Source organism: Streptosporangium album (assembly GCF_014203795.1).
Lineage (GTDB): Bacteria > Actinomycetota > Actinomycetes > Streptosporangiales > Streptosporangiaceae > Streptosporangium > Streptosporangium album.
The window spans coordinates 397,298-409,434 of record NZ_JACHJU010000005.1 but is presented as its reverse complement, the minus strand read 5'-3'; the positions used below and the strand labels follow the sequence as shown (position 1 = coordinate 409,434).

The following is a 12,137-nucleotide window of genomic DNA, read 5'->3' as shown; positions in this document are numbered from 1 at the left end:
CCGGCCGTCGGCCGGACCGGGACGGCATGGCCCCGTGTGCGGAGGACAGCGGGGCGTCAGTACAGGGACATCCCGCCGTTGACCGCGGCCGTGGTGCCGGTCATGAAGGCGTTGTCCTCGCTGGCGTAGAAGGCGACCGCTTGGGCGACGTCGCCCGGGTGTGCCAGGCGACCCAGGGGGGTAGCGGCCACCTGCCGCTGCTTGTGCTCCTCGTCGAACACATCCGCCATGCGGGTGTCCTCCACCGGGCCGGGCTCGACGACGTTGACCGTGATGCCCCGCGGGCCCAGTTCCTGGGCGAGGTACCGGGCGAACTGCGCCAGTGCGGCCTTGGCCGTGCCCAGTGCGATCATGCCCTCCCGGGGCCGGCGGCTGAGGCCGGTACCGAGATAGATGATGCGTCCCCGGCCCTGTTCGGTCATGGCGGGCAGGACGGCTTTGGCGACCGCGAACGCCGCACGCATCTCGTCGTCGAGTTTGCCGCCCAGTTCTTCCCACGTCATGTCCTGGAACGGCTTGATCACATACGGGATGAGCGCGTTGTGCACGAGCACATCGATGCCGCCCCATGCCGCCTGGACCTGCTCGATCATGCTCTCGACCGCCGCTGCCTCGCGCACGTCGGCCTGCACGGCCATGGCCTGGCCGCCTGCGGCCTCGATGCCGGCCACGACCTCCTCGGCTGCCGTGCCGCTGCGGAGGTAGTTGACCACCACGCGCATCCCTCGCGCGGCCAGAAGGCGCGCGGTGGCCGCACCGATTCCGCTGCTGGCCCCTGTCACCAATGCCACCCTGCCGGTTGCCCCAGTCACGGGCCCACCTCCTGCTCATCATCGCGGGCCGTCGGCATGACCGCCCGGAGTTGTTCATCGTCGATGCCGGGGTGTGCTGAGCGGATCGCCCCGTAGAGCACGGTGTCGACGGTCGCCCGCAGCAGATCGGCCGAGGTCCAGTCGAGTTCGCGCGGCAACTGCGAGGTGAGCAGCCGCTCCAACGCGCCGCGGGTGATCTCACTCAGCAGCTCAGGCGGCGCCGGCAGCAGTCCCCGCCGGTGCCCGTCCCGGAACAGCTCGTCGAGCCGCCGGTAGACCACCGCGTCCACACGCTGCTCCACGTACTGGCGCAGCATCGCCCCGCCCCGCCCCGTCGCGAGCTGAGCCGCGCCGATCCGCCCGAGCTCACTGCCTGCCGCGATCAGGAACCGCTGTACCCGCACACCGAACGGCTGCCCTTCTGCGTCCTCGGCCGCCGCCACCAGCGTGCGCTCCACCGCCGCGAACTGCCGATCCAGCGCCGCGGCCAGCAGGCTGCGCCTGTCCGGGAAATGACGGTAGATCGTCTTCTTGCTCATCCCGAGCTCACGAGCGAGATCGTCCATGCTCACCCGCGCGAACCCCGGCGCGAAGAACAGCCGGCCGGCCGCCTCCACGATCACGTCAGCACGCTGCCCGTCACCCTCGGAAACTTTAGAAACTGATTTAGTTTCCATGATTCCCATGGTGGCTCCCCACCCCTACGCTGTCAAGGCGCGCCTTCCGGGCATGTGGGGCTACGTGACCGAATACCGTGATCTTGGCCGGCGTGGAGGAAGAGGACGTGCGCGGCGTGGACGCGTGGTTTCTCCACGCGCCAGCCGGAGCAGATCACGCGGGTGTGCCGACGATGGTGATCGACGCCATCCGCGTGTCCTGCGGCTACCGGCCGAGCCGGCTCGCAGGCCGGCGCACACCTCAACGACCACTCATCCCGGTGCCGAGGAAGCCGAGGTCCGGTTCCAGGCCGGCACGACCGTACCCGACGAGTTGAACATCACCGGCGCCGACAAGGCCCAGATCGTGAAGGAGACCGCAGCCTACCTCGCCCGCCACCAGCCGGTGATCGACCTCTACGACGTCGTAGCCGGAGTCGACATAATGCTCGCGCGGCAGCAGCCCGCGTTGTTGCAGCCCCTGATGGACCTTCTCGGTCATCGCCACGTCGGGCACGGCGGCGTCCGTGGTCGCCACGTTTGGCCGCCCAGCGGGCATCGGTGTCATACGGGGAGGTCAGACGCCATCTGCCCGGCGGCAGTCCCTCTCCGCCGTCTTCGAGGGGCCGCCGCCGCTTGACCACCTCCCGCCCGGTCTTGTCGGTGGTCCGCACATAGTTCTGGATCAGCATGACCCGCAGCGTGTCAACGGCGGGCAACTGCCGCAGCCAGGCCGGGGAAAACGGCGCGTAGACCGCCGCGACCAGCACGTACCCGTCGCTACCATAGGCGCGGGCCAGGTCCTCGCGCTTGGTCTCGGAGGTCGGCAACCGCCACGAATCAATCCGAGACCGGTAGCGCTCAGCCCATCCGGGCAGGTCAAACACCTGCTGCACCCAGTGCGGTGCGGCGGCCGACAGCGCCTCCAGCGCCGCCCGCACGCACTCTCCGGCCAGCTCCAGCCGGTTCGGATCCCGCACCGCGCTGATCACATGGGTGGAGTCGGTGCGCTGCTTGCCGCCCGCCTTGAGCATGCCCTTGTCGATGAGCGCGCTCACCAGCAGGTCCAAAGCCAGTTCCTCCAGCCCATGGGCCACCACGCGGGACCGGAACTCGCTGAGCACGCCGGCGTCGAACCCGGGATCGTCCAACTCCAGACCGTGAAGTCGGCCCGGGGCGCGGTCCCGACTTTTCAGTCGGGCCGTTTCCCCGGACCGCTTCCCGCACCCGGCGTGCCCCTCTCAAGGCACCGGGCGCTCCACAGACCCCGCTGTGCTGCGCGTTGTCTTCATCTCAGGCCGGCCAGGGGGAAGGGATGGCGGAACCTCGGTAGCGGTAGCGCGTGGTGCTCACCTTCGCCGGGTTGAACAGCTCCCGTTCCTCGCCGACCGGCCACCACCGGCCTGCACAATAGCGGCGGCGCAGCTCCTTCCAGGTGATCCGGCGGTGTTTCCGGCGTAACCACCTGATGACCTGGCCCCAGACGTAGGAGCTCAAGTACTGGAAGGTGGCGCTGGAGACGCCGGGCCGGAAGAAGGCGCACCAGCCCCGCAGCATCCTGTTCAGCGAGATGAGCAGGGCATCCAGTGGCACTCCGGTGCCTGTTTTGCGGCACTGCGCCCGCACCTTGCCCATCACGGCCTTGACGGCCTTGCGAGAGGGATAGGTGTAGACGTAGTACCGATCAGTGCCTCGCTTGCGATGACGCTGGATGCGCCACCCGAGAAAATCGAGGCCCACGTCGATATGGGTGATCAGGGTCTTGTCCGACGACAGGCGCAAACCCATCGGGGCCAAGACCCCGGCGATCTCCTCCCGCAGCACCTCGGCGTCGTCACGCGTGCCCGAGATCATCAGGCACCAATCGTCGGCGAAACGTATCAGCCGATAGTTCGGCTGCCCGGCTCGTCGGCGTTTGCGACGCTGCCACGCGGTGCTCGCTGGTCCTCCTGGTGCTCGGGCGATGTGTTCGTCCAGCACCGACAGGGCCACATTGCTGAGCAACGGGGACAAGATCGATCCTTGCGGGGTGCCGGTGTTGTTCTCTCGCAGCTCCCGATCCTCCCCGAGGATCCCAGCCTTGAGGAACGCCTTCACCAAGGTCAAGACGCGTCTGTCACCGACGCGAGCGCGCACCCGGTCCAATAGGGCCGAATGTGAGATCTCGTCGAAACAGGCCGTGATGTCGCCCTCCACGATCCACTCATAGGAGTGGGAGGCCAGGAGGTGCACCTCGGCTATTGCGTCATGAACCCGACGGTTGGGGCGGAACCCGTAGGAGCACGGCAGGAAATCCGCCTCAAAGATCGGCTCCAGCACCAGCTTCAGAGATGCCTGCACCACCCGGTCACGGATCGTGGCGATCCCCAGGCGACGCAACTTGCCATTCGCCTTGGGGATCATCCGCTCCCGGACCGGCAACGGGCGGAAACTACGGTCCTTGATCTGCGACCGCAGTTCACCGAGGAAAACCTCGACGCCCCGCACCGTTTCCACGTAGTAGGCGGTCTCACCGTCTACCCCGGCGGTCCTGGCTCCCTTGTTACCCCGCACCCGCGTCCACGCCATCAGCAAGAACGCGGGATCGGCGACGAGGTTGAACAGGTCATCGAACCTGCGTTGAGGGACCTTGCGGGCCCAACGGTGCAGCTTGGTCTGGATCTCCAGTACCCGGCGCTCCGCCTTGAGTAAGGCGTACTCCAGTTCGTCGGTATTCACCGGCGACCTCCCGGCCTTCCAGTTCTTCGGCTGCTGATCTGCTGTCCCCCTTCGCCGTGTACGCGCCTTTCGCGCGCTCGGACTACTACGAGGACTCCGCCACGGCCTGATGCCGTCAGCCGACGACGTGCCTGCCCTCCATCCGGCTGGCCGCCGGACAGGGTGGGCGGCACCAGACCGCTTCCCACGTTCACCACCACCCGGTCGACGAGCACGCCGCCCAGCTGTACCCCGGCAGCATCGCCACACCTACGCCGCAGACCTTCGGCGTGGCCTCCTCACCGTCGCACTTAACCGGCTTCGAAGTCGCCGCCGAGCTTCCGGCGGCGTGCACTGCATCCCGGCCCAGATCCGCCAGATTCGAGCCGGTGGAAATGTTACGGAGCTTCAGACGCTGGTTCCTCGCGTACGGCATCTCATCTCGCTTGCCGGACCCGCACCGTCTGGCAGTCCCGGTGCGTCCCGTCGTTGTCAGGGCCGCTTGCCACTCTCCCGTGCGTCTCCACGATCGAGCTGCCCTCAGCTTCACCGAACTGCTGCGACAATCCGGAGACGGGGGTCTTCCACCCCCATCCGGAACGGTGGCGCCTCGTGGCGCACGAACGCGTACTTCCAGGACAGGTCGGCGCGGACGGCCTCGGCGGCCTGGCGGTCGGTCAGGTTCTCCACCCGCTGCAGCACGGTGATCAACGCCAGCCGGCCCGGAGACCAGCCAGGCTTACCCTCGGCTCCGAACGCGCCCGCGAACTGCGCGTCAGCAAATGTAGGGAGCGAGTTACGGCCGCGCACCGCATGATCCTGGACACAACAGTCCAGATCACGAACCGTTGCCCGCGTGTCGCGAGTTAGCCGGCAAGGTCCCGAATACGGCCAAAACCGGCCATGGGTTGATCTTGAAGCCACTGACCTGGGCGAAGTGCGAAATCGGGACGCCAGGTTCACGGCGGCGTTCGATGCGGTGTTCGCCTCGGCCGGTGTCCGGGTCATCAGCACGCCGGTGCGGGCGCCGTGGGCCAACGCGATAGCCGAGCATGGGGTCGGCAGTGTCCGGCGCGAATGCACCGACCGACTGCTCATCGCCGGACACCGCCATCTACAGCGAGTCCTCATCGAATTCGTCGATCACTACAACACGCACCGGCCGCACCACGGCCTGGCCCAGACGCCTCCGGACAGGGGAGACGACCTGGCTCCACGGGCAACGTTCGTGTCCTACTGCAAGATCGACTCGGCGGCCTCATCCGCGAGTACACGCAGGTCGCATCAGGTGACACGGTATTCGGCACCCACACCTCCTTGCCTGGCCGAGCCGCTCATTCGCCGGACGGCCCGTTAAGGATTGATGTTTGACAACGGATTGATCACCAAATAGCGACACATACGTCACAGACGCAACAAATTGAGGCGCGCCTGCCTCAGATCAACCAGCCCCATTCGGGGCCACCGACAATCACTTGAAGCATCGGAGTGGACATCATGAGTAGTGCATGGCTGAAGACGACTTCCATGCTCGCTGTCATCGCTTCGGGGATGGTCCTCACTGCCGGGCCCGCCGCGGCGACCGGCGGTCAGCGGATCCAGGTAGCGACGGCAGAGCAGTGCCTCGACGTCAAGGACTTCAGCCCCAAGAACGGGGTGATCGTCCAACTGTGGAGGTGCAACCAGAACGCCAACCAGCTCTGGACCATGCGCAAGGACGGCACCATCCGTAACTCGCTCAACGGAAAGTGCCTCGACGTGCGGGACTTCAATTCCAAGAACCGTGCGGCCGTTCAGATGTGGGGGTGCACCGGCAACGCCAACCAGCAGTGGTACTGGTCCTCGTCGAAGTACGACGGCTACAAGACCCTTCGGAGCCGCTTGAACAACAAATGCCTGGACGCGAGGGAGAAGAGGTCCGAGAACGGCACGCCGCTGCAGATCTGGGCCTGCCACGGGGGCTGGAACCAGTCCTTCCGCTGGGCCTGAACGCCAGCCCAGACCTGATCTGATCTGATCTGATCTCTGTCGCCACCAACGGCGACGGAGATCAGATCACCTGGCCGCGTTCCGCGCATTACCGTTCCGGGTGGCCTTGGACATGGCTCCGGAGATTGCTGCCAACTCGGGGAAGAACTGGGTGGGGCCGGGCAGACGCGACTGGAGGTTGTCCTGCTTGGTCGTCGTGGGCGTGGACATAGCGAGGTCTTCCCTTCTAAATCTCAGCGGTGTTTCACTGCTCCGACGGGTCGGAAGCGGTATGGGATTCCGCGGCTGCCAGGCCCCCTTTCCTCGTCACGGCCGATGGTCCTTCCGCAGGAAGTCGTGGAGGAGGCTTGCGACCTGGTGGGGTTGGTCCTCCATCACGAAGTGGCCGGCCGCGGGGACGATCACGCGTTCCGGCGCGGGTTCTCGACGGCGATCCGCATACCGGCCGGGTCGCCCAGCTTTCCTGCGTGCTGGATGATGTCTCAGTAGTACGACGACACAACCGCTGGGAATGTGAGGCGATTCGCCGACCTCACAGTTCGACGCGATGTCTCGTCGAACTGGGTGAGGGCAGATGCGACATAGGGAGCCGGCGACACCATGACCGCCCCATCCGGGCCAGGAGACGGCCGGCTCGATCCGGGCCTGAGCGCGATCATGAGCGAGCGGCGTCAGCTGATCAATCTCGCCTACCGGCTGCTGGGCTCCCTGGCCGATGCCGAGGATGTCGTACAGGAGACCTACGCCCGCTGGTACGCCATGTCCCGACAGCAGCAGGAAGGCATCGAATCCCCTGGTGGCTGGCTGACGAGGGTCGCCAGTCGCATCTGCCTCGACCTGCTCGGCTCGGCACGGGCACGGCGGGAGCGTTACGTGGGCGAATGGATCCCCGAGCCGCTGCCCGACCGTACGGAGTGGATCAGCGGGCGGCCGGGCGGCGCCACGGTCGACCCGGCCGACCGGGTCACCCTCGACGAGTCGGTCAACATGGCCTTCCTCGTCGTGCTCGAATCGATGACCCCGGCCGAGCGCGTCGCGTTCATCCTGCACGATGTCTTCCGCTACTCCTTCGCCGAAGTGGCCGAGATCGTCGGCCGTACGCCGGCGGCCTGTCGCCAGCTGGCCTCCTCGGCCCGCCGTCGCATCCGCGCCTCGCAGGCTCCCGCGACATCGGCAGCCCAGCGCGCCGACATCGTCAGAGCCTTCAAGCAGGCATGGGAAGCCAAGGACATCGACGCCCTCATCGGCCTCCTCGACCCCGACGCCACGACGATCGCCGACGGCGGCGGCCTCGCCAGCGCCGTGCTCCGCCCGGTCGAAGGCGGCGAGCGGATCGCGCGCTACGCCGTCGATTTCGCCGGCAGGGTGCCCGACCTGGTGATCCTGGAGCGTACGGTCAACGGTCAGCCCGGTCTGGTGGCTCAGCGAGACGGCGTCATCGTGGTGGTGATGGCGTTCGACGTCGTAGGCGACCGGATCAAGCACATCTGGGCGGTACACAACCCCGAGAAGCTCCGGTCTTGGACGGTGGGGCCGCAGCCCTAGGACGAACCCAGACGCGCAGCCGTCGAAGCAACCCACTGATGCTGGTGGCCCGCGGCAGCGCCGACCAGCGACTCCTCGACACCTACGAGGGCGAGCGGCGCCCGCTGGCCCGTAGCCGTCGCCCAGCGTGCCGGTGTGGCGAAACTGACCGTCTACCGGCGCTGGCGGTCCAAAGAGGACCTCCTGATGGCCGCGCTGGAACACGCCCGCAACCCGACCTGGACGCGCCCGCTGCCGGGCGGTCCATCGACGAACTGGTCGAGTTCATCGCCGATGACATGGGCTCATCCTGCGAGCCCGGGCCGGTGCCGCCATCGGCCGAAAGCAGAGTTCGCGCCGCTTCGGCCGTACTTGTGGCCGGCGGGAGCGGGGCACCGGCGAGCGGCTTGACGCGCTGGGCGCCGACCTGCTGCGCAGCAGCGGGCAGCGGTGCTGACCGGCGGGCTCGGCGCGTGCGTCACCGTTGAAGTCGCAGGACTCCTGCCGTCACCTGTCCATTCTGCCCAGAAGATCGCGGATCGCCTGGAGTACGACCTCCGGCTGCTCCACGTGGAGGTATTGGTGAGAGGCGCCCTCGACCAGGCGCTGCTCACCCCGCGGAACGGATTCAGCGATCGCCGCGTGCAGGGCACGCACACCGTCGTGCGCCTCGCGCATGAGATCTTCGGACATGAACCGCGCCCAGTAGGGGTTGCCGCCCCCGGCGGTGAGCACGATCAACGGGACGTCGGGTAGCCCTCCTCCACGGCGGAGCTCGTCGTAGACCTCGGTCTCGAAGTTCTCCGTCTCCCGCATGCTGGTCCGCCACGATGTGAGGTTGTGTTCGATGAGCGCCTCGCGGACCGAGTCCGGCCATCGTGCGTATATCCGCGCGAACGCCGCACGGGCGGCCTGGATCTGCTCGGCTGTCAGCTCCGGCATCCGCGCCGGGTCCGGCTTCATCTGCTCGGCGACCTCGGCGGCCTGCTGCGGCATGTAGGAGAGGATGTCCTCGTGACCGGGGTCAAGCAGAAGAAGGCCGGCCACCTCCTCGGGGAAGCGCTGCGCATAGCGGCGCGCGTAGAAGGCGCCCAGGGAGTGACCGGCCAGCAGGTAGGGGGCGGGCACGGCGGCGGCGCGCAGGAGGCCGCGGAGCTCGCCGGCGACCTCGGCGGGGGTGCGGGGCAGGTCGACCCGGTCGCTCCAGCCTGTTCCGGCACGGTCGTAGAGCACGCTCGTGGTGAACTCGGCGGCGCGGTCGTGGACATTCAGGAAGTCCAGGCCGACCAGTCCGGCCCCGGGCAGGAAGACCACGCTGGGGCCTCCAGCGCCCGAGCGGTGGAGCAGCAACCGCCGTTCCCCTACCTCCCAGAGACGACCCAGCGGCGGCGCGGCGGTCGTCGGCTCAGGACGGTCCTCAGGTGGTTGGTGCCGCATCGCTGCTCCTTCGGGGTCGGGGGGCATGCCGCAGGGGCTCGGCGCACGCCCGGCGCACAGTCTTACGTTCGCAAGTTTGAAAACAGTATCTTATTTGCGAACGGTATCGCATATGAGACCATGTAGTGGACACGCTGGAACTATTCGCGCATCCGGTCCGGCTGCGCATCGTGCACGCCATGTCCGGCGGGCGGATCCTCACGACCTCCCAGCTGTGCGCCCGGATGCCCGAGGTCACGAAGGCCACCATGTACCGGCACGTCGGCCTGCTCGCCGACGCGGGCATCCTGGCGGTGGACGGCGAGCAGCGGGTGCGCGGCGCCGTGGAACGCCGGTACCGGCTGCTCGCACGCAGCACCTCCTCAGCCCGATCCTGTTCCCGATCGAGGAACCGCCCCCGCAAGCACCGGGAAAGCAGGTCCGCCACCGGCCGTAGCCGACGACGCCGATCCCGCAGGACGGCTTCGGCGCGCACCCGCGGCAGCCCTGACGCACAATGGTGATCATGACTTCACGGAAGCTGTATCACGGCACCGGCCCAGGAACGATCACTCCGGACGGATGCGCGGTCGACCACTACGCCATGCTGAAGCCCAACGGTGAGCCCGAGCTCGTCCATGCGGCGATCCCCCAGGGGGCATCCATCCTGGAGCTCGGGGCGGGTGCGGGCCGGATCACCCACAGCCTCCTGTCCTTCGGCCACGAGGTCGTCGCCGTGGACGAGTCGCCCGAGATGCTCGCCCACATCAAGGGGGCCGAGACCGTCTGCTCGCCCATCCAGTCCCTGACGCTGCACAGGACGTTCGACGTCGTCCTGCTCATGTCGTTCGTGATCGAAACGGCCGACGACGGACTGCGCCGGGGGTTCCTGCGCGCCTGCCGTGACCATGTCGCCGAGGACGGATGCGTGATCCTGCAGCGCAAGGCCCCCGAGTGGTACGACACCGTCCAGCCCTCGGAAACCGTCGCCGCCGACGGCCGTACCGTCCGCATGACGGAGATCAGCCGGCCGGGCCCCGGCCTTCTGGCCGCCACCATGGAGTACACGCTCGGCGACCGGCGCTGGACCCACTTCTTCCTCAGCAGACGCCTCGACGACGACTTCCTTCAGCGTGAGCTCAACCAGGCGGGCCTGACGATGTCCGGATACCTGGACGGGAACCCCGAATGGGTGCGCGCGGTGCCGCACCCCCGTGAGGGCTGAGAGACCGGCCGTTGTTCCCGGTACGGCACACCGGTTTACCTGGTCCTGTGACACAGACAGCGCGAAGTGCAGCACCGATCCGCTCCCCCCGGGAAGAACCGGGAGTGTCCCCACGGCGCGGCTGGGCGGCTGTCGGTGCCGTAGCCGCAGCCACCTTCACCTACGTACGGCCGGCACTGGAGGAGATCTCCGGCGCGGACGCCGGGCTGATCGGCGCGCTGCTGCTCGCCTACGGCGTCGCGGGCGTCGCCGGGAACTTCGCGGGCGCGGCCGGAGCGGCGCGCTCACCGGTGGCCGTCGCGGTGAGCCGGACGTCACAGGACGCCCGGGAGTGAACGCCGCACAACGGCAAAGGACCGCACCCGCACGAGCCCGCGGCCCTCACCCGACGCGGGCACCGACGCGAAGCCCGTTCAGCAGCCAGCGGCCGGCCACGGCACACGCCAGCGGCAGCGGCACCGTGCCCGCGCCCAGACCCACATCCACCAGCAGGTCGAACACCTCCTTGCGCCGGGCGTCGGCCGGCCGGGAGACAGGGGCAGACGGTGGGCGCGCAGGTCACGGACGTTCACCTGGGGGAGCAGTTCGGCGAGCCGGCCGTGGAGCACCTGCCGGCCGGGCAGACCGGTGGCGCGCAGCCGGGACAGCAGCATGCCGAAGCCGACGTTGGCGGTGCCGTCACCGATCGGGAACGACCACACGTACGCGGGCCAGCCGCCCTTCTGCATGGCGACGAACTGGACGTCGTCGTCGGCGGGCGCGGGCGGCGTCGACGAGGCGGGCGTCGAACACCCTGCGGGGCACGACGTGGTTGGGCCGGGCGGCGGTGGCCAGGATCCGCGCGCGCGGCCGGAGCTGCCTGGCGCGCAGGGCAGCCGCGCAACCCGCCGGACCACCCCCGATGATCACCACATCCCACATGTCGTCCACGCCGATGAACCTCCCACCCCAGGCGCCGTTGAAACCGGTACGCCGCAGGTCGCCGCGGTTCCGTGACAGGAGCGCCGGCGGGGATTCACCAGAAGGATTCTTCCTCACACCTTCCGGCCGGAGGAGCGCCACCCCTTCTTCTTCCGCACCCCGCCCGCGCACGCGCCCTCCAACGCCTGCTCGGCGAAACCGCGTGAACCCGCCGTCGCCGCCGCACGCCGTACCGGACCGAACACCCGGCATGTTCTTGCACGCGCGCTTTATTTCACAACGCGAGTAGAATGGCGAGGACACGAGAGGAGCCGGCCGTGGGGATCGCAGACGACGCGGTACAGGTCCGCGCGCAGGGATGGCGGACGCTGGCCGCCATGCACGGGCTGATCGACTCCGCGCTGGAGAAGGCGCTGCAGGCCGGCCACGACCTGTCGGTGGTCGAATACACCGTCTTGGACGCGCTGTCGCGCCAGGACGGCTGGCACATGCGCATGCAGCAGCTGGCCCGGGCCGCGGCGCTGTCGGGCAGCGCCACCACCCGGCTGGTCAGCCGCCTCGAAGACCGCAAGCTGCTCAGCCGGTTCCTGTGCCAGGAGGACCGGCGCGGCATCTACACCGAGCTGACCGACCAGGGGTGGACGCTGCTGACGCAGGCCCGTCCCACCCACGACGAGGTCCTGGCGAGGACACTGGCCGAGGCCGGTCGGACCCCGGAGCTGGCACCGCTGGTCGACGCCCTGCAGCATCTGCCCGCCGACGCCCGGCCGCTGACCGCCACACCGTAGCCGGGCGGCGGGCCGCCTTTCGGCGACAATCTCCGGCGACACACCGCGGCAGAAACCAGCCTGCCCGGCACTTACCGCTTAACCTGCGAAAACAGGAGCACCAGCGCTC

16 protein-coding genes and 2 pseudogenes are annotated in these 12,137 nt (G+C 68.3%); 8 read left to right on the top strand and 10 right to left on the bottom strand.

Annotated features, from left to right (window positions below; genetic code table 11):
* Positions 1-56 precede the first annotated feature (56 nt).
* The 5 genes and pseudogenes from FHR32_RS38390 to FHR32_RS47560 form a co-directional block, all read right to left on the bottom strand.
* Positions 57-812, bottom strand: coding sequence for an SDR family NAD(P)-dependent oxidoreductase (locus tag FHR32_RS38390; RefSeq protein WP_184759362.1), 756 nt, complete (start codon positions 810-812; stop codon positions 57-59).
* Complete coding sequence (locus tag FHR32_RS38385) at positions 809-1,489, bottom strand: TetR/AcrR family transcriptional regulator (RefSeq protein WP_184759361.1); 681 nt, start codon at positions 1,487-1,489, stop codon at positions 809-811. Before FHR32_RS38385 ends, FHR32_RS38390 begins: the two co-directional genes overlap by 4 nt.
* 320 nt (positions 1,490-1,809) lie before the next feature.
* Positions 1,810-2,619, bottom strand: a complete 810-nt coding sequence (locus tag FHR32_RS38380) for a hypothetical protein (RefSeq protein WP_184759360.1) — start codon at positions 2,617-2,619, stop codon at positions 1,810-1,812.
* Positions 2,620-2,761: 142 nt separating this feature from the next.
* Positions 2,762-4,186, bottom strand: coding sequence for a group II intron reverse transcriptase/maturase (gene ltrA / locus FHR32_RS38375; protein ID WP_184759234.1), 1,425 nt, complete (start codon positions 4,184-4,186; stop codon positions 2,762-2,764).
* 606 nt (positions 4,187-4,792) lie between these two features.
* Positions 4,793-4,933 (bottom strand): annotated as a pseudogene (locus FHR32_RS47560) (transposase family protein); the annotation flags it as partial.
* A 169-nt stretch (positions 4,934-5,102) separates the two neighbouring features.
* Here FHR32_RS47560 and FHR32_RS38365 point away from each other — a divergent pair.
* Both FHR32_RS38365 and FHR32_RS38360 read left to right on the top strand, forming a co-directional pair.
* Positions 5,103-5,522, top strand: a complete 420-nt coding sequence (locus FHR32_RS38365) for an integrase core domain-containing protein (RefSeq protein ID WP_221466786.1) — start codon at positions 5,103-5,105, stop codon at positions 5,520-5,522.
* A gap of 140 nt (positions 5,523-5,662) precedes the next feature.
* Entirely contained in the window at positions 5,663-6,154 is a 492-nt protein-coding gene (locus tag FHR32_RS38360; protein WP_184759358.1) for an RICIN domain-containing protein, read from the top strand.
* Between the two features lie 66 nt (positions 6,155-6,220).
* On the opposite strand, the gene FHR32_RS38355 is transcribed toward FHR32_RS38360, so the two are convergent.
* Positions 6,221-6,364 (bottom strand): hypothetical protein, encoded by a 144-nt coding sequence (locus FHR32_RS38355; protein ID WP_184759357.1) that lies wholly within the window; start codon positions 6,362-6,364, stop codon positions 6,221-6,223.
* Between the two features lie 390 nt (positions 6,365-6,754).
* Between FHR32_RS38355 and sigJ the strand changes: the two genes are divergently transcribed.
* Together sigJ and FHR32_RS38345 are read left to right on the top strand one after the other, a co-directional pair.
* On the top strand, positions 6,755-7,699 hold the full coding sequence (sigJ, locus tag FHR32_RS38350) for an RNA polymerase sigma factor SigJ (protein ID WP_184759356.1): 945 nt from the start codon (positions 6,755-6,757) through the stop codon (positions 7,697-7,699).
* Between the two features lie 126 nt (positions 7,700-7,825).
* A pseudogene (locus FHR32_RS38345) lies at positions 7,826-8,089 on the top strand (hypothetical protein); the annotation flags it as partial.
* A 96-nt stretch (positions 8,090-8,185) separates the two neighbouring features.
* On the opposite strand, the gene FHR32_RS38340 reads toward FHR32_RS38345, so the two are convergent.
* Positions 8,186-9,115, bottom strand: a complete 930-nt coding sequence (locus tag FHR32_RS38340; RefSeq protein ID WP_184759354.1) for an alpha/beta fold hydrolase — start codon at positions 9,113-9,115, stop codon at positions 8,186-8,188.
* A gap of 125 nt (positions 9,116-9,240) precedes the next feature.
* Here FHR32_RS38340 and FHR32_RS38335 point away from each other — a divergent pair, with 125 nt between their 5' ends.
* The 3 genes from FHR32_RS38335 (at position 9,241) to FHR32_RS43645 (ending at position 10,654) form a co-directional block, all read left to right on the top strand.
* A complete protein-coding gene (locus tag FHR32_RS38335) occupies positions 9,241-9,618 on the top strand; it encodes a helix-turn-helix domain-containing protein (protein ID WP_184759353.1) in 378 nt (125 codons plus the stop codon).
* A 2-nt stretch (positions 9,619-9,620) separates the two neighbouring features.
* Positions 9,621-10,319: a class I SAM-dependent methyltransferase gene (locus tag FHR32_RS38330; RefSeq protein ID WP_184759352.1), complete on the top strand. Its 699-nt coding sequence runs from the start codon at positions 9,621-9,623 to the stop codon at positions 10,317-10,319.
* Between the two features lie 104 nt (positions 10,320-10,423).
* Positions 10,424-10,654, top strand: coding sequence for a hypothetical protein (locus FHR32_RS43645; RefSeq protein ID WP_221466785.1), 231 nt, complete (start codon positions 10,424-10,426; stop codon positions 10,652-10,654).
* 78 nt (positions 10,655-10,732) lie between these two features.
* Here FHR32_RS43645 and FHR32_RS38320 read toward each other — a convergent pair whose 3' ends face one another.
* From FHR32_RS38320 to FHR32_RS46400, 3 genes are all read right to left on the bottom strand, one after another.
* Positions 10,733-11,047, bottom strand: coding sequence for a hypothetical protein (locus tag FHR32_RS38320; RefSeq protein WP_184759351.1), 315 nt, complete (start codon positions 11,045-11,047; stop codon positions 10,733-10,735).
* Positions 10,998-11,249 (bottom strand): FAD-dependent oxidoreductase, encoded by a 252-nt coding sequence (locus tag FHR32_RS38315; protein ID WP_184759350.1) that lies wholly within the window; start codon positions 11,247-11,249, stop codon positions 10,998-11,000. Before FHR32_RS38315 ends, FHR32_RS38320 begins: the two co-directional genes overlap by 50 nt.
* A 104-nt stretch (positions 11,250-11,353) precedes the next feature.
* Positions 11,354-11,485: a hypothetical protein gene (locus FHR32_RS46400; RefSeq protein ID WP_281391183.1), complete on the bottom strand. Its 132-nt coding sequence runs from the start codon at positions 11,483-11,485 to the stop codon at positions 11,354-11,356.
* A 72-nt stretch (positions 11,486-11,557) separates the two neighbouring features.
* Between FHR32_RS46400 and FHR32_RS38310 the strand changes: the two genes are divergently transcribed.
* Positions 11,558-12,028, top strand: coding sequence for a MarR family winged helix-turn-helix transcriptional regulator (locus FHR32_RS38310; protein ID WP_184759349.1), 471 nt, complete (start codon positions 11,558-11,560; stop codon positions 12,026-12,028).
* Positions 12,029-12,137 lie beyond the last annotated feature (109 nt).